Source organism: Jatrophihabitans sp., assembly GCF_051960575.1.
Classification (GTDB): Bacteria; Actinomycetota; Actinomycetes; order Mycobacteriales; family Jatrophihabitantaceae; genus JBQCEE01.
Genome location: NZ_JBQCEE010000253.1, coordinates 1 through 15,828 on the forward strand (window position 1 = coordinate 1; position 15,828 = coordinate 15,828).

Consider the following 15,828-nt stretch of genomic DNA (forward strand, 5'->3'; position numbering starts at 1 on the left):
GACTGGTCGGACGCGCGCTCGAGCTTGCCGACCTCACGCAGCGCAGCCTCGCGGACCTTGTCCGGCAGATCGGCAGCCTCGACACGCGCGCGGTAGTCCTCGGCGCCGTCGGGCTCGTCCTCGCCCAACTCCTTGCGAATAGCGGCGAGCTGTTCGCGCAACAGGAACTCGCGTTGCCGCTTGTCCATACCTTCGCGGACGTCGTCGCGAATCTTCTCGGTGACCTCGAGTTCGGCGAGGTGTTCGCGTGCCCACTCGAGCACCCGCTCGATCCGCTGCTCGACATCGGGCGTCTCGAGCAGTTCGCGCTTCTGCTCATCGGACAGGTACGGCGCGTAGCCGGCGAGGTCGGCGAGTTCGGAGGGATCGGTCAGCCGTTGGACGGAGTCGATGACCTGCCACGCGTTGCGCCGCTGCAGGATCGCGACGACCAGCTGCTTGTACTCGGCGGCCTGGGCGTGCACCGCCTCGCTGACTGGGCTCGGGTCGACGAGTTCCGCCTCGACCCACAGCGCCGCGCCCGGACCGGTGACGCCGGTGCCGATGCGCACGCGCTCGCCGGCGCGCAGGACGACGGCGCGGGCGCCGCCGGGGATGCGCCCGACCTGCTCGACCGTCGCCACCACGCCGAAGGCCGGGTAACGGTCGGGCAGGCGGGGCGCCAGCAGCAACTGGCCGTCGGCGCCGACCCGGGCGGCGTCGACGACGGCCTGCGCCGCGTCGTCCAGCTCGACCGGGACGACCATCCCGGGCAGCACGACGGCGTCGGGCAGGGTCAGGATCGGGAGATTCAACGTCACGGACATGCCAACGGCCTCTCGCTTGAGTGTCGTCGACTCAAGTCCGAGAGGCCGTTGGTTGTTCCGTCATCCATGTTCGCCTGCGGCGAACTACCCCCGCGGCACGTGGGGCATGATCGCGTCGGGCGGGATCACGCCGAGGCGGCCGGCGTGGTAGTCCTCGAGCGCCTGTTGCAGCTCCTCGCGGGTGTTCATGACGAAGGGGCCGTAGTGCACCATCGGCTCGCCGATCGGCTCGCCGCCGAGCAGGATCACCTCGAGGGAGTTGCTGCGCGAGTCCTGCTTCGTATCGGCGGTCAGCGTCAGCCGGTCGCCCTTGCCGAAGACCACGGTGGTGCCGGCGTGCACCTCGTGCCCGTCGGTACCGGCGGTGCCGTTGCCCGCGTAGACGTAGGCGAGCGCGTTGTAGGTCGGCTGCCACGGCAGGCTGAGGCTCGCGCCGGGGGCGATGGACGCGTGCAGCAGGGTGATCGGCGTGTGCGTCGAACCCGGGCCGACGTGCCCGTCGACGTCACCGGCGATGACGCGCAGCAACGCGCCGCCGTCGGCGCTCGAGAGCAGCAGCAGGTCCTGCGCCTCGACCGGCTGGTAGGCCGGTGCCTTCCACTTGTCCTTCGCGGGCAGGTTCACCCAGAGCTGGAAGCCGTTGAACAGGCCACCGCGCTCGACGAGCTGCTCGGGCGGGGTCTCGATGTGCAGCAGGCCCGACCCGGCGGTCATCCACTGCGTCGCGCCGTCGGTGATGACACCGCCGCCGCCGTGGCTGTCCTGGTGGATGAACTGGCCGTCGATGAGGTAGGTGACGGTCTCGAAGCCGCGGTGCGGGTGCCAGTTGGTGCCCTTGGGCTCGCCGGCCTCGTACTCCACCTCGCCCATGTGGTCCATCATGATGAAGGGGTCGAGGTACCGGTACGAGACGCCGGCCAGGGTGCGGCGCACAGGGAAGCCCTCGCCCTCGTAGCCGGTCGGGCCCTGGGTGACGGCCAGTACGGGACGCTCGGTGTCGCCGAGCGCCGCAGCCTTCACGCGGGGCAGGGTCAGGGTGTCAGCGGTGACGGCAGCCATGCTCTCCAGCCTCCTCGAATGTAGTTGCATCTGCAACTGCACGCCCGAACGCGGTGGTGAACCCGACTATTCCATCGGGCAGGCTGGGGTCATGAGCGATCCGACGCAGGTGTTGTTCGGCAAGGAGCACGTGGAGCGGTACCTGGCCACCGACGGCAAGGAGGGCCACGAGTGGCGCGGCACGGTGTGCCTGCTGCTGTTCACCAAGGGCCGCACGAGCGGCAAGGAGTACATCCACCCGCTGATCTACCAGGAGGTGGACGGGAAGTACGCGATCGTGGCGTCCAAGGGCGGCGCACCCAAGCCCCCGGAGTGGTACCTCAACCTGCACGCCAACCCCGACGACGTCGAGATCCAGGTGCTCGGCGACCGCTTCAAGGTGCGGCCGCACGACGCCGGACCGGACGAGAAGCCGGCACTGTGGAAGGTCATGACGCAGGCCTGGCCGGACTACGACGACTACCAGACCAAGACCGACCGCGAGATCCCCGTCGTGGTGCTCGAGCGGGCCTGAGGCCGCCTCGCCGCAGGGCTACTGCTTCCGCGCGGACGCGGTGGCCCTGCGGTTCGCCTTCTTGATCGCGTCCACCAGCTCGTCCTTGGTCATCCGCGACCGGCCGGTGATGTCGAGCTGTTTCGCGACGTCCAGCAAATGCGCCTTGGTGGCGTTCGCGTCGACGCCCTCCGCCGTCTTGCCGCCGCGTCGCGCTGCCGCGCCCTTCTTGGCGGCCTGGGAGTCCGACGGGCCCTGCTTGCCACCCGCCTTCTCCTCCCAGTGGTCGCCGATCTTCTCGAACGAGTGCTTCAGCGACGAGAACGCGGTGCGGTGCGCGCGCTCGCCCTCGCCGTACTCGTCCACCGCGGCGTCGTGCGTCTTGCCCCACGTGCGCTGCGCCTTGGCCGACGACCGCGCGACGGTCGAGGACATGTCCTTCTTCGCCGGCATGGCGTCCTCCCTCAGCGTTGATCCCGATTGGAGGCGTACCCGCTGCCGGCGCAGGCGTCACCGGCCGCCGTCAGCGCAGCCGCAGCCCGGGCATGCGCAGCAGCAGGTCGTCGGCACCGGGCAGGCGGGCCCAGGCGGCGTCAAACGGTGCGGCATGCGCCCACGCCCTCGGGTCGTCGGAGTTCTTCGGCCGGCCGAGCCGCTGCGCGGGCGACACGCGCACCGCGGGGCGCACCGGCGCGTCGTCGGGCAGGCCGGCGCGGGCGCGGGCGATGCGCACGGCGTCGCGCAGGCCGCCAAGCTCGTCGACCAGGCCGACGTCGAGCGCGTCGCGTCCGGACCAGACCCGTCCCCGGGCGAGGGGCTCGATCTCGGCGACCGGGCGGCCACGGCCGGCCGCGACCTTCGCGACGAAGTCGGCGTAGATCGCGTCGATCGCGGCGGCGAACCGTTCGCGTTCGCCGTCGTCGAACCCCCGGCGGGACGAGAACATGAGCGCCCGCTCGCCGCGCTGCACCGAGCCCGTGGTGAGTCCGAGCTTCTCGAGCAGCTCGGTCGTGACGAGCTTGCCGCCGAAGACGCCGATCGAGCCGGTGAGCGTGGCGGGCAGGGCGACGACCACGTCCGCCGGGCCCGCGACGTAGTAGCCACCGGACGCCGCGAGGGCGCCCATGCTGACGACGACCGTCTTGCCGGCGGCACGCACGCGCTCGACCTCGCGCCAGATCACCTCGGACGCGACCGCCGAGCCGCCCGGCGAGTCGACGCGCAGCACCACGGCCGGCGCGTGCTCGTCGGCGAGCGCCGCCCGGAGCGCCGCGGACACCGTGTCGCTGCCGACCTGGCGCCCCATCGGCCCGCGGCGACTGCGGCCCGAGGCGATGCCGCCGTGGATGTCGACGAGCGCGACGTGCCCGCGGTGGCGCTTCGGCATCGTGCGTGGCGGCTTCCAGCGGTCGGCGAAGAGCAGCTGGGCCTCGGCGCCCACCCGGTCGCGCATCGCCGCGTACGCCTCGTCGCGGTACCCGAGACGGTCGACGAGGCGCGCCTCGAGGGCCTCGGCCGCGGTCCGCGGGCCGGTGTCGATCAGCCCGGTGACGGCGTCGGCGGACAGGTCGCGTCCGGCGGCGATGTCGTCGACCGCGGCCGCGAACAGCGAGCCCGCGAGCGCGTCGAGCGAGGCGCGGTGCGCCTCGGTGAAGTCGCTGCGGGTGATGCGGTCGACGGCGTTCTTGTACTCGTGCCGCTGCTCGAACTGCGGCTCGATGCCGAGCTTGTCGAGCGCGCCGCGCAGGAAGGTCGTCTCGAGCCCGATGCCGAGTGCGCCGACACTGCCGCCGGGCTGCAGCCAGATCTCGTCGAAGGCCGTGGCCAGCACGTAGGCGGCGGTGTCGCTGTCGGCGAAGCTCTCGGCCCACGCGAGCGTCGGGCGGCCGGTGCGGGCGAAGGCCTGCACGCCGCGCCGCAGCTCCTGCATGACCGCCCACGGGAGCGCGCCGCCGACCTTCACGATCAGGCCGCGCACCCGCCGGTCGCGTCCGGCATCGTGCTGGGCCCGCAGCACCGGCCGCAGCTGCGGACGCGAGCGGGCCTGCAGCCGCGAGAGCAGGTCGTCCGGCTCGGGCGCGGCCGGCGGCTGGGTGAGGTCGAGTTCGAGCAGCAGGGGCGGCCGGCGGCCGGGCAGTGGCATGCCCCCACGGTAGGTGGGTCGCGGTGGCGCGTCAGACGGCGACGGGCCGGGCCCCCCACCGCAGACGCACGCCCTCGGAGCGAAGGGTGAGGCGCAGCAGCAGGTACGACACCGCGACGGCGACGCCGGTGAGCACCGGCGAGAGCAGCGTCTTCAGCACGAGGAAGCCGCCGAGCGACGAGGCGGTGAGCAGCCAGACGGTGCCGACGGCGTTCACGACGTAGGTCAGCGACCAGACGATCGAGAGGCGGCCGAAGAAGCGGCGCTCGCGCAACCGGTTCGACAGCTCCGGCGGCACGGGGCAGAACTCGTGGGCGAGCCGGTCGAGCATCGGTCGGCCCGCCAGGGCCGTCGCCGCGATCGCCGTGGCGGTGGCGACGGTGCCGAGCACGGGCTGCAGGAAGTACAGCGTCGCGCTGCCGGTGATCCACGTCGTGATGGCGCGGAAGGTGAGCAGGCCGGCGCCGACGCCCATGGCGGCGAGCACGGGTTCGCCGCGCAGCGTGCGGACGACGATGCTGAGGTAGTACCAGGCGAGGGCCGCGATGATGCCGGCGCTCAACCCGACGAGCGCGTAGCCGAGGTAGAAGGCCGCGACCGGCAGCACCGACACCAGCAGCAGCGTGCGTCCGGCATGACGGGCCAGCGCCCGCCAGTGCGGGAGATCGATGACGTGCGGCTGACCGGACACGGCGCCCCTTCATGTGAGTTTCGTGTTAAGAATACGGGACGCAGGCGGGCCCGTCGAGACCCGAACGGTCGGCTCTGCCCCGGCCGTTCGGCCTGCGCGTCGGACCTGGGATTCGGCTCGGACGGTAGGGCGCCGGCCCACCCGCCATCCGCCGTCGTCCACATCGGCCGGTTGTCCACAGGCCCCGCGTCGAGCCGCCCGCGGAGGGACACGAGCCGCCTAGCTTCCTCGCTCGTCCAGTCCCGAAGTCCGGTCCCGATCGAGGAGAAACCGATGTCACCACTCGTCCGTCCGCTCCGACCGCTGCTGCTGCTCGCCGCCGCGGCCGTCCCGCTGCTGGCCGCACCGCCCGCGGCCGCCTCGGCGCACCACGTGCTCGCCGACCACCGCATCGTCCGTTTCCATCACGGCCACGCCGGCACCCGCGCGCACTCGCTGAACTGGGCCGGCTACATCCGCACCGGCCACGGCTTCACGCACGTCGCCGCATCGTGGCGGGTGCCGACGCTCGCCCGCACCGCCGCCGGCTACTCGTCGACCTGGATCGGCATCGACGGCGCGACCGCGTCCGACCAGTTCCTGATCCAGACCGGTACCGAGGCCGACCTCACGCACGGACGCCGCATCTATCGCGCCTGGTGGGAGGTCATCACCCCGACCGACGTCGCACCCGAGGTGCTGTTCCCGACGCTGACGATCCACCCCGGCGACTCGATCTCGGCGTCGGTCACCCGGCTCGCGTCCGGCCGCTGGACGATGCGGCTGCGGGACGACACGACCAAGGTGAGCGCCTCGCACACGGTGGGCTTCGCCGGCCCGGGCCGCACCGCCGAGTGGATCCAGGAGGACACCGCGGTCGACAACGCCATCTCGACCGCGCCCGACTGGGGTGTGGTGACCTTCCGGCACTGCCGGCTGAACCGGGCCAACCCGTCGCTGCTCCCCCGCGAGGCCGTCGACCTCGTCGACCGGCAGGGCACCCGGGAGGTCGCGACCGGCAACCCGACCGCTCGCGGCGACGGCTTCTCGGTCACCTGGTTGGCCGGGGGCGTGCCCGCCGCGCTCGGCTGACCGCCCCGCAGGCCCGGACCACCTCAGCCGACGATCTCGGTGCGGAGCTCACGGATGGCGCCGTCGTGCACCTCGAGCAGCCCCATGGTGGCGTGCGGCTGGCGTCGGCGGTCGGTCGGCGAGCCCGGGTTGAACAGCCGCTGTCCGGCCTCCGCGGTGTCCCACGGGATGTGCGAGTGCCCGAAGACGACGAGGTCGGCGGACGGGAAGTGCCGGCGCATCCGCGCCGGTCGCCCGGCCGCCGGCCCGGAGTCGTGCACCATCGCGACCGCGACGCCGGCGAGGTCGAGCTCGAGCGACGGCGGCGCGCCCCAGGCTGCGACGTCGGCGCCGTCGTTGTTGCCGAGCACGGCCCGCACCGGCGCGAAGGCGGCAAGCTCGTCGAGCACGGCGGCGGTGCAGACGTCGCCCGCGTGCAGGATCAGGTCGACGCCGACCAGGCGTTCGGCGACCGCGTCCGGGCAGCGCTTCCAGAACCGGGGTGCGTGCGTGTCGGAGAGGATGGCCACCCGCATGTGCCCATCGTGCCCGCGCAGCAGGACTGGCCGGATCGCCCCTGTGGACAACCCGGGAACGGCGTCCGCGGCACCGCAGACTGCTGCGCCATGACCTTGCGACCGCCGGACGAGACCTTCGTCCGAACCGACCACGACCTGTTCGACCTCTGGCGCGACCTGATGGGCACGGAGGGCTTCGGCACCCGCAGCCTGTGGCACGTCTTCCTCGGCCCCGACGGCCGGCTCGAGCCGGTGGTCGTCCCGATCGACGACCTGCCCGCGACCCCGGACACCGAGGTGTTGGCGACCTTCGCGGGCATCCTGCACGACCTGCGGGACGAGGTGGGCTGGGCCTCGATGGCGGTGCTGCTGTCGCGGCCCGGGCCGGGCACCATGTCCGCGGGCGACCGGGCGTGGGCACGCGCGGTCGGCGTCGCGTACGCACGGCTCGGCCCGCGCTGGCCCATGCACCTGGCCACCCGCGGCCACGTGCGGCTGTTCGCCCCGGACGACCTCATCGCCGTGTGAGACGCGGGCGACACGGTCTACGGGCGCAGGCGGTCGGCCCGCGTGTCCGGACGGTCAGCCGAGACGGCCGGCCAGCCGGTCGCGCAGTCCCGTCGCCCGCGCCGTCGGCCGCTCGATGCAGGTGCGCACGGCGTCCGCCGACCCGATGACGGTGACGGACGAGACCGCCCGGGTGATCGCCGTGTAGAACGTCTGCCGCGTCGCCAGCGGGGACCCGGCGAGCGGCAGCAGCACGGTGACGTCGTCGAACTGGCTGCCCTGCGCGCGGTGGATGGTCATCGCGTGCATCGGCCGCCCGTCGGACAGCCGCACCAGCGGGATCGACACGTCCGCGCCACCACGACGGAAGGCGGCGATCAGCTCGCCGTCGCGCTCGACGACGACACCGACGTCGCCGTTGAACAGCTCGTTCTCGTAGTCGTTCGCGGTGACGAGCAGCGGCTGCCCGGCGTAGCGCCCGTCGAGTCGTGGCACCAGCGTCGGGTCGGCGGCGCCGAGCCACCGCTCGATCGTCGTCGCCCACATCCGCACGCCGCGCGGACCGGTGCGGTGCGCGCAGAGCAGGCGGTGGCGGTCCAGCGCGTCGAGCGCGGCGCCGGCATCGCCGGCACGTGCCGCGTCGATCACCGCGCGCTCGTGGGTGGCCGAGCGCTGCAGCGCGGCGATGGCGGCGTCACCGAGCGGCTCGTCGTCGGCGTTCTCGTGCAGCTGCAGCTCGTCCCGCCCTGCTCGGAGCAGGTCGAGCGCGGCGTCGGCGCGACCGGCCCGGACGTGTTCCGCCAGGGTGGCGATCGCCCCGCCGCGGTCGAAGCGCCGCACCCGGCGCAGCAGCGTGACCGACTCGCGCAGCGCCGCGCCCGTGCCGTCCGGCCGGCCGCCCGCGACCGGCGTGCCGGTGGCCTCGAGCCGTGCCGCGAGCTCGGCCCGGACCGGCCCCACGTCATCCGGATCCACCAGGTCACCGAGCACCGCGCCCGCCTCGACGGACGCGAGCTGGTCGGGGTCGCCCACCAGCACGATGCGACCGGCGGTCGGCACGGCCTCGAGCAGGCGGGCCATGAGCGTCAGCGAGACCATCGAGCTCTCGTCGACCACGATCACGTCGTACGGCAGCCGGTTGTCGCGGTCGTGCCGGAAGCGCCCGGCCGAGCCGGGCCGCCGTCCGAGCAGGCGATGGATCGTGACGGCCGAGAGCCGCTGCAGCGCCGCCCGGTCGGCGGGGCCGAGCGGGTCGCCGGCGGCACGCACCGCCTCCTCGAGGTGGGCGGCGGCCTTGCCGGTCGGGGCGGCCAGGGCGATGCGGGCGTCCGGCTGCTGCCGGAGCAGCACCGCGAGCAGCCGCGCGATGGTCGTCGTCTTCCCCGTGCCCGGGCCGCCGGCGATGACGCTCACCGGCGACAGCGCCGCGACGGCGGTGGCGAGCCGTTGATCGCTCTCGGTGTCCGCGCGGAACAGGTCGTCCAGGTCGGCGCGCAGGCGGGCCAGGTCGAGCGCCGCGCCGGTGCCGACCCGCGAACTGCGGCGCAGCAGTTCGTCGGCCACCACCGACTCCTGGCGCCAGTACCGCGACAGCCACAGCCGCGTGCCGACCTGTCGCACCGGCGGACCGCCCTCGACCTCCGCGACCAGCGGGCTGCTCGCACAGGCGGCCGCCCATTCGTCGGTGGCCGGCCAGACCAGCGGCGCGGCGGTCGGCGACGTCGCGCCGGTCGCCGGGTCGACCGCGTCGCGATCGTCGGCGGCCTCGTCGCCGCCGTCCTCGGCGGTGACGGTGTCGGCGACCTCGGCCAGGTCGAGCACCACTGACCCCTGCCGGGTGCTGCGCACGAGCAGCGCAACGGCGAGCAGCACCCGCTCGTCGGTCTCGGCGGCCAGCGCGCCGAGCCGCTGGGCGACGTGGACGTCGGCCACCGACAGCACGCCGAGCCGGTTGAACTCGGCGAGCAGTTCCGGTGCCCGCACCGCCAGCAACGACGTCATCGCGTGCCCTCCGCCAGCAGATCGGACAGTTCGGTGACCAGCTCGATCGGTGGGCGCCAGGCGAAGACGCCGGGCCGGGCACCGTCGCCGAACCGCACGGCCGGCCCGCACATGCCCCGCAGGAACAGGTACAGCGCCCCGCCGAGATGACGCTCGGGCGAGTAGCCGGGCACCCGCCAGCGCAGGAAGCGGTGCAGCGCCACCTCGTAGAGCAGCGCCTGCAGCGGGTAGTGCGCGCCGATCATGGCCGCGCGCAGCGCCTCGGGGCGGTAGTCCCAGGCGGTGAGCGGCGCGTCGGGCGTGCCGAGGCGGTTGGTCTTGTAGTCGATCACGACGAAGCGGTCGCCCGATCGGACCACCGCGTCGATGCTGCCGGTCAGGTACCCCTTCAGCACGGAATCGCCCAGCACGGGGTCGGCGAGCACGGCGGCGTAGGCCGCGAGCGGGTCGTCGGCCGGCAGCCGTCGCCGCAGCAGCGAGCCGACCTCGGCCAGCGTCGACGTGCCATTGGGTTCGTCGCCGCCCCGTAGCGGGAGCTCGAACTCGAGCTCGACGAGCCGGTCGGTCGGGGCGATCTGCGCGAGCGAGCGCTCGTCGAGCACCGGCCCGAGCGGCGTGCGCAGCGCCGGCAGCAGGCCGGCGGTGACCGCCTCGACGGTGGCGGCGTCGACGCCGTCGAGCCGCCACGACTCGGCGACGACCCGCTCGTGCACGGCGTCCTCCAGGTCCTGTGCGACCGGGTCGAGCTCCTCGAGCACGGCGTGGACGAAGGTGCCGAACGCGGCACCGCCGGCGAGCGCCGCCATGGGCGAGACCACGTCGAGCAGCTCGGGCGCACCGGTCGCGGCGACGGGCACCTCGGGCTCGTCGTCCTTCTCCGCGACCTCGGGTTCGGTCGCGATCGCGGGCGTCTCGTGCGCCGCGGCCGTCAGCGCCGTGTAGGACGTCCGTCGCCACGACAGGTCGAGGCCGCGGTCGAACCGGGCCGCGTCCAGGCTCGGGATCGCCGCCGCACGCGCGGGCACCGACACCTCCGCCGCCGCAACGGCGGCGGTGACGCTGAGGCAGCCCTCGACGGCGAGCTGCGCGATCGTGGCGAGGGCCACCGAGTCGCGCGGCACGGGGAACCGCTCGCCGACCTCGTCCGCCGGGTCGGGGCTGAACAGCAGCCGGTGCAGGGGTGAGCGTTCGGTGTTGCGTCCGCTCGGGGCCCACCACGCCGTCACCCGCGCCTGGGCACGCGTCATCGCCACGTAGAGCAGGCGCAGGTCCTCACCGAAGTCCTCGGTCAGCGCAGCTGCCTGGGCGGCGGCCAACCCGGGACTGCCCTTCCCGCCGATGTGCCGCACCCGGCGGCCCTGGTCGTCGTGGAACAGCGGTTCGTCGGGCTCGGGCACCCACCGGTCGGAGGCGAAGGGGACGAAGACGTTCGGGAACTCGAGCCCCTTGCTCGCGTGCACCGTCACGATCTGGACCGCCGCGGCATCGGAGTCGAGCCGGCGGCTGCGCTCGCTCGAACTCTCGCGCTCGGCCTCGGCGATGCGATGCCGCAGCCACTCGAGCAGCGCGGTGAGGCCGAGCTGGTCGGTCATCGCGGCTGCGTGCAGGGCCTCGCCGACATGGCGCAGGTCGGTGAGGTCGCGCTCGCCGTTCACGAGCGCCAGCAGCCGCTCGGGCAGGTGTTCGTCGCGCGCGACGGACTCGTGGAGCGCGGCAACCCCGCGCTCGGCGTGCACCCGCACCCAGTGCCGCACCCGCAGGCCGAGGCGGTCGACGTCGCCACCGTCGAGGGCCGCCGCGTCCCACCCGACGAAGGGTGAGACGGCCAGTCGGCGCACGCGGGCCGCACGGTGTGGTTGCTCGAGCGCCTCGAGCAGCACGAGCCACTCCCGCGCCGCGGCGGTCGCGAAGACGCTCGACGCGGTGCGCACGACCGCCGGGATGCCAGCCTTGAGCAGCGCGCCATGGACGAGGTGCAGCTGCTTGTTCGTGCGCACGATGACCGCCATGTCTCCGGGCAGCACCGGACGCGCCGGGCCGCCCTCGCGCGGCGTCAGTAGCGGTGCGTCGCGCAGCGTCGCGGCGATGTCGGCGACGAGGTCGGCCGTCACCCGCGCCCGCGCCTCGTCGGCCGACAGCGGATCGCCGCCACCCCGCGCCACCACCCGCAGCCGCACCGGCGCCTCGTCGGAGGCGAGCGAGCGACCCACGAGACCCGGCGCGACCGGGACGACGACGATGCGTGGGTCGCCGAGCGCTGCGCCGCGGAAGAGCCGGTCGAGGCCCTGCAGCAGCGGCGGGTCGCTGCGCCAGTTCAACGGCAGCGTCGCGCGGTGGTCGGCCACGTCGGCCGCGGCCAGGTACGCCCGCACGTCTGCCCCGCGGAAGGCGTAGATCGCCTGCTTCGGGTCGCCGATGAGCACCAGGGTCGCGACGCCGTGGAAGGCCAGCCGGAGGATGTCCCACTGCACCGGATCGGTGTCCTGGAACTCGTCGACCAGCACGATGCGGTACCGGCCCTGCAGGCGGCTGCGGGCGGCCGCGCCGGCGTCGTCGTCGCGAAGGGTGTCGCGCAACCGGGTGAGCAGGTCGTCGAAGCCGAGCACGCGACGCAGCCGCTTTCGACGGTCGACCTCGCGCCGCACGGCCTCGGCGAACCGCACGCGCACGTTGGTGTCGTCCGGCTGCAGCAGCGCCTGCCCGTCGTTCACGGCGACGGTGGCCAGCCGCACTGCCTCGCCGAGCGTGAAGTCGGGACGCTCGTCGCCACGGCCCCACTTGCGCACGTAGAGGTCGTGCACCACCTCGGTGACGAGGTCGTCGAGGTTCTCGACCAGCGTCGCGTCGGCGTCGAGGTCGCCGGCCGACCCGAGACCGCGCAGCACCTGCTGGCAGAACTCGTGCGTCGTCACGACGGTCGCCGAGTCGAAGGCAGCGAGCGCGGTCGCCAGCCGGGCGGCACGGGCCGCGGTCTCGACCGGGCCGTCGGCGGCGAGGTGACGGACGAGCGGGTCGTCGGACGAGACGACGCCGGCGGCATCGAGCAGGGCGTCGCGGGTCGACACGAGACGTTCGCGCACCCGGTCGCGCAGTTCCTGGGTCGCGAGGCGCCCGAAGGTCACGATCAGCAGCTCGTCGACGGTGGCCTCGCCCTCGGCGAGATAGCGCGCGACCAGCGCGGCGATGGTGAAGGTCTTCCCCGTGCCGGCGCTCGCCTCGAGCAGGGTCGTCCCGGTCGGCAACGAGCCCAGCAGGTCGAACGCGGCGGCCAGTCGTGCCGTGCTCATGACTCCGCCCGGAACAGCGGTTCCCAGATGCGGCGCGCGAGCGCGCCGAACCGCGTCGTCTCGCCACCGATCGCGTCGTCACCCGCGGGCTCGGCGAGCAGCCGGCGCAGCGGCGCCTCGCGTCCGTAGAGCAGCACGTGCTCGAACTCCTCGCGTTCAGGGGCGAACCCCTTGATCCACTGCTGCTCGGCCGACGCGACGGCCGGATCGACGGGCATGCCCCGGCTGCGGCGACGGGCATAGGCCTCGGACGTCGCGAGGGCGACCGGCAACGGCGAGCACAACCCGACGTCGCGCAGCCGCGCGAGCTCACTCAACACCAGTTGAGCATCAGCGGGGCTTACTCCCCCGAACTGGCAGCGCGCCGCATCGCCACGGTCACGCCCGATCGTCACCGAGCGCCAGCGGCCGTCGCCGGTCGCCGCGACCACGGCCAGGTACGCGACCCAGGCGGCGAGCCGCTGGCGCGGCCGCAGCGACGAGTAGGTAACCGAGAGCACCACGTCGCCTCGGACACCCGGCACCGTGCCGACGAGGCTGCGTCCGTCGACCAGCGTGACCGCGACGTCGAGCGACCTCGGCTCGATCGCACGCTCGGCCGCCGATGCGTGCAGCAGCGCGTCGATGCTGCGGCCGACCGTCTGCAGGGTGGCGTCACCGAGCGGGCCGGGCGGCAGGTCGCCGCGCATCCGCTCGAGGCGGGCGGCGGTGCGTGTCGGCATCCCGCCGACGCAGGCTCGCAGCACCCGGTCACCGACGGCCCACTCGGACAGACCCTTCACCTCGATCGGCAGGTCGTCCGACGGCTCCTCCTCCTCGCGCGGCAGTGCGATGTCGAGCCGTTGCCGGAGGAAGCCGCGCGCGGGGTGCTGGACGAACCGCACCAGGTCGTCGAGGTCGATCACCGGGGACGGCGCCGGCGACGGCAACGGGTCGGCGACCAGCGGCGCCGGCTCGTGACGCGGCCGTGCGGCAGCGCGGGCGCCGGCGAGCCCGGACGGGTCGAAGGAGAACACCTCGCGCGGACGCAGCGCGCCGGGCGTGAAGTTGCGCGCGTCGAACGGCTGCAGCGGATGCCGCACGACCACGCCGTCCCGCGCCCCGCCGAGCACGTCGAGCAGCTCGCCGAGCGGCACACTGGGCGGTACTTCGACGCCCGTGCGCGGGTCGGCGCCGGTGTAGGTGATGACCAGCGTCTCCTGCGCCGCGCAGACGGCGTCGAGGAAGAGCTGGCGGTCCTCGCTGCGGGCGTCGCGCTCGCCGGTGCGCGGCTCGCGGGCGAGCACGTCGTCGCCGTCGGGCACCGCCCGGCGCGGGAAGACGCCGTCGTCCATGCCCACGAGACACACGACGCGGTGCGGCACCGACCGCATCGGCACCAGGGTGCAGACGGTCAGCGTGCCGGTGCGAAAGCTCGCGCGGCTCGGGCGACCGGCGAGGCGTCCGCGCAGCAGCGACGCGACATCGGCCAGGCCGAGGGTGAGGTCCGAACCCTCCGCCGCCGTCGCGACCTCGTCGAGCTCGCGCCGCAACTGCATCGTCTGCCAGGGCTGCTCGGCCTCGCCGAGGGACAGCGTCGCGGCGGCGAGCAGCCGCATCCATTCGGGGATCGTGTGGGTTCCTGCGAAGGTGCGCACCGCCTCGTCGACGCGGGCGACCAACTCGGCGAGCCGGCCGGCGAGGTCGATGTCGCCGCTGTCGACGTCGTCGAGCGGCACGGTTGTGCCCACCCAGGCCGCGTCGTCCTCCATCGTGACGCCGAGCAGGATGCGGTCGAGCGCGGTGCGCCAGGTGCCCTGGGCGAGGTGCCCCAGGTGGTACGCGCCGCGGTGCTCGGCATCGAGCCCCCACCGGGCGCCGGACGCGACGGCCCACTCGCGCAGCCGCTCGACGTCGTCGTCGTCGAAGCCGAACCGCCGCCGCACCGACGCCGACCCCGCGAGGTCGAGCACCTGCGTCGCGGTGACCCGGCCGATGGCGAGGTCGAGCAGCCGGGCGAGCAGCGTCAGCAGCGGGTTCGTCTGGCGCAGGGCACGGTCGGCGAGCTTGACCCGCAGCCGGGCCGCGGGATGTCCACCGGGTTCGTCGGCCATCCCGAAGGTTGCGGCGACCAGCGGCGCGAACGTCTCGACGTCCGGGCACATCACGAGGATGTCGCGCGGCTCGAGGGTCGGGTCGGCCGCGAGCAGGCCGAGCAGCACCTCGCGCAGGATCTCGACCTGGCGGGCCGGGCCGTGCGCGGCGTGCACCTGCACGCTCCCGTCGGCCATCAGGTCGGTCGACGGCGCACGGTCGTGCGCCAGGTCGTCCTGGAGTCGCCCGAGCAGGGTGGCCGGCCGCGCCGGGATCGGGTGGTGGCGGTCGTCGTGCGGCGCCGCCATCAGCGACTGCTGCAGCTCGCGCACGTCACGCGACATCGAGGCGAGCAGCGGGTGGCGTGCCGCGACCGGCTGCGCGCGTCGGCGCCCGGGCCTCTCGCCCCGCTCGGCGACCTGCTGCCACAGCATCGGCGACGGGTGGTGCAGCCAGAGGTGCACGTCGCGGTCGGCGGCGAGGGCGTGCAGGATGCGCACCCGCGCGGCCGAGATGCGGGTGGGGCCGAAGATCGAGAACCCGGGCCCGGGCGCGAGGCGGGCGCAGGCGGCGTCGAGCACCTCCGCCGGCGCCGGGTGCCCGATCTCGGCGCGCAGCCGGCGCCACAGCTCGGCCTGCCACCGGAGATCGTCGGGCAGCGGCTCGCCGTCACCCTGCTCGTCGCGTCCCTGCTGCCATGCGTTGATCATCTCGGGACGCGAGCGGCCGTAGCGGTCGAACAGCTGCGCCAGCTTGGACGCGACGGCGAACCGCCGGCCCTTCTCGACGCCCGACCCGTCGAGGCCCAGGTGAACCGCCAGCACCCGGCACCACGCCTCGGTCGGCGCGCACCGGTCGACGACCTCGAGCAGCGGCCAGACGGCACGCTCGGGATGCCACCGCTCGACGGACTCCCGGTAGGTCTCGTCCGCCTCGGCGGCGCGCTCGTCGAGCAGACGGCTGGAGGACGGGAACAGCACGTTCGCGCAGACCCCGTCGCCGTGCGCGCCGGCCCCGAGCCGGTGGCTGAGCCGTTGCGCGAGCCACCGTTCGACGCCCTTGCTCGGCACCGCGACGATCTCGGGCCGGAAGACGTCGTCGGCCGGCGCGGCGAGCACCTCGCCGAGCGCGGTCGCCAGCGCGTCGGCCCGCTCGGCGCGGTGGATGATCAGCATCGGGGCCACCCTCTCAAGTCCTCGC

Annotated in this window: 12 protein-coding genes; 3 read left to right on the forward strand and 9 right to left on the reverse strand. The window is 74.0% G+C overall.

Annotated elements, in window-relative coordinates; genetic code table 11:
* A partial coding sequence (locus ACTHMS_RS14060) for an LON peptidase substrate-binding domain-containing protein (RefSeq protein ID WP_440307298.1) occupies positions 1 to 806 on the reverse strand: 806 nt, incomplete at its 3' end.
* 84 nt (positions 807 to 890) lie between these two features.
* On the reverse strand, positions 891 to 1,865 hold the full coding sequence (locus ACTHMS_RS14065) for a pirin family protein (RefSeq protein WP_440307299.1): 975 nt from the start codon (positions 1,863 to 1,865) through the stop codon (positions 891 to 893).
* A 91-nt stretch (positions 1,866 to 1,956) separates the two neighbouring features.
* On the opposite strand from ACTHMS_RS14065, the gene ACTHMS_RS14070 reads away from it, so the two are divergent.
* Positions 1,957 to 2,379, forward strand: coding sequence for a nitroreductase family deazaflavin-dependent oxidoreductase (locus ACTHMS_RS14070; RefSeq protein ID WP_440307300.1), 423 nt, complete (start codon positions 1,957 to 1,959; stop codon positions 2,377 to 2,379).
* Positions 2,380 to 2,397: 18 nt separating this feature from the next.
* Here ACTHMS_RS14070 and ACTHMS_RS14075 read toward each other — a convergent pair whose 3' ends face one another.
* The 3 genes from ACTHMS_RS14075 to ACTHMS_RS14085 all read right to left on the reverse strand — a co-directional run bounded on the left by ACTHMS_RS14075 (position 2,398) and on the right by ACTHMS_RS14085 (position 5,192).
* Positions 2,398 to 2,811, reverse strand: a complete 414-nt coding sequence (locus ACTHMS_RS14075; protein WP_440307301.1) for a ChaB family protein — start codon at positions 2,809 to 2,811, stop codon at positions 2,398 to 2,400.
* A gap of 70 nt (positions 2,812 to 2,881) precedes the next feature.
* Positions 2,882 to 4,501, reverse strand: coding sequence for a signal peptide peptidase SppA (gene sppA / locus ACTHMS_RS14080; protein WP_440307302.1), 1,620 nt, complete (start codon positions 4,499 to 4,501; stop codon positions 2,882 to 2,884).
* Positions 4,502 to 4,532: 31 nt separating this feature from the next.
* The gene (locus tag ACTHMS_RS14085; RefSeq protein ID WP_440307303.1) at positions 4,533 to 5,192 is read right to left on the reverse strand and encodes a DUF3159 domain-containing protein; all 660 of its coding nucleotides are present in this window, start codon (positions 5,190 to 5,192) and stop codon (positions 4,533 to 4,535) included.
* Positions 5,193 to 5,465: 273 nt separating this feature from the next.
* Here ACTHMS_RS14085 and ACTHMS_RS14090 point away from each other — a divergent pair, with 273 nt between their 5' ends.
* Positions 5,466 to 6,263 carry a G1 family glutamic endopeptidase gene (locus ACTHMS_RS14090; protein WP_440307304.1) on the forward strand — a complete coding sequence of 266 codons (798 nt, stop codon included), beginning with the start codon at positions 5,466 to 5,468 and terminating at the stop codon, positions 6,261 to 6,263.
* 23 nt (positions 6,264 to 6,286) lie between these two features.
* Here the strand turns inward: ACTHMS_RS14090 and ACTHMS_RS14095 are convergent, their stop codons facing one another.
* Positions 6,287 to 6,778, reverse strand: a complete 492-nt coding sequence (locus tag ACTHMS_RS14095; protein WP_440307305.1) for a metallophosphoesterase family protein — start codon at positions 6,776 to 6,778, stop codon at positions 6,287 to 6,289.
* 90 nt (positions 6,779 to 6,868) lie between these two features.
* Between ACTHMS_RS14095 and ACTHMS_RS14100 the strand changes: the two genes are divergently transcribed.
* Positions 6,869 to 7,288 carry a hypothetical protein gene (locus tag ACTHMS_RS14100; protein ID WP_440307306.1) on the forward strand — a complete coding sequence of 140 codons (420 nt, stop codon included), beginning with the start codon at positions 6,869 to 6,871 and terminating at the stop codon, positions 7,286 to 7,288.
* A 54-nt stretch (positions 7,289 to 7,342) separates the two neighbouring features.
* On the opposite strand, the gene recD is transcribed toward ACTHMS_RS14100, so the two are convergent.
* Genes recD through recC form a run of 3 tightly spaced genes read right to left on the reverse strand, consistent with a single transcriptional unit; the run spans position 7,343 to position 15,803 of the window.
* Positions 7,343 to 9,268 carry an exodeoxyribonuclease V subunit alpha gene (gene recD / locus ACTHMS_RS14105; protein WP_440307307.1) on the reverse strand — a complete coding sequence of 642 codons (1,926 nt, stop codon included), beginning with the start codon at positions 9,266 to 9,268 and terminating at the stop codon, positions 7,343 to 7,345.
* Positions 9,265 to 12,555: a UvrD-helicase domain-containing protein gene (locus ACTHMS_RS14110; protein WP_440307308.1), complete on the reverse strand. Its 3,291-nt coding sequence runs from the start codon at positions 12,553 to 12,555 to the stop codon at positions 9,265 to 9,267. Before ACTHMS_RS14110 ends, recD begins: the two co-directional genes overlap by 4 nt.
* Entirely contained in the window at positions 12,552 to 15,803 is a 3,252-nt protein-coding gene (gene recC / locus ACTHMS_RS14115) for an exodeoxyribonuclease V subunit gamma (RefSeq protein ID WP_440307309.1), read from the reverse strand. Before recC ends, ACTHMS_RS14110 begins: the two co-directional genes overlap by 4 nt.
* Positions 15,804 to 15,828 lie beyond the last annotated feature (25 nt).

Excerpts from the sequence above, each read along its gene's own strand:
- ACTHMS_RS14065 (WP_440307299.1), bottom strand. The coding sequence starts at position 1,865 with ATGGCTGCCGTCACCGCTGACACCCTGACCCTGCCCCGCGTGAAGGCT.
- ACTHMS_RS14070 (WP_440307300.1), top strand. The coding sequence starts at position 1,957 with ATGAGCGATCCGACGCAGGTGTTGTTCGGCAAGGAGCACGTGGAGCGG.
- ACTHMS_RS14075 (WP_440307301.1), bottom strand. The coding sequence starts at position 2,811 with ATGCCGGCGAAGAAGGACATGTCCTCGACCGTCGCGCGGTCGTCGGCC.
- sppA (WP_440307302.1), bottom strand. The coding sequence starts at position 4,501 with ATGCCACTGCCCGGCCGCCGGCCGCCCCTGCTGCTCGAACTCGACCTC.
- ACTHMS_RS14090 (WP_440307304.1), top strand. The coding sequence starts at position 5,466 with ATGTCACCACTCGTCCGTCCGCTCCGACCGCTGCTGCTGCTCGCCGCC.
- ACTHMS_RS14095 (WP_440307305.1), bottom strand. The coding sequence starts at position 6,778 with ATGCGGGTGGCCATCCTCTCCGACACGCACGCACCCCGGTTCTGGAAG.
- ACTHMS_RS14100 (WP_440307306.1), top strand. The coding sequence starts at position 6,869 with ATGACCTTGCGACCGCCGGACGAGACCTTCGTCCGAACCGACCACGAC.
- recD (WP_440307307.1), bottom strand. The coding sequence starts at position 9,268 with ATGACGTCGTTGCTGGCGGTGCGGGCACCGGAACTGCTCGCCGAGTTC.
- ACTHMS_RS14110 (WP_440307308.1), bottom strand. The coding sequence starts at position 12,555 with ATGAGCACGGCACGACTGGCCGCCGCGTTCGACCTGCTGGGCTCGTTG.
- recC (WP_440307309.1), bottom strand. The coding sequence starts at position 15,803 with ATGCTGATCATCCACCGCGCCGAGCGGGCCGACGCGCTGGCGACCGCG.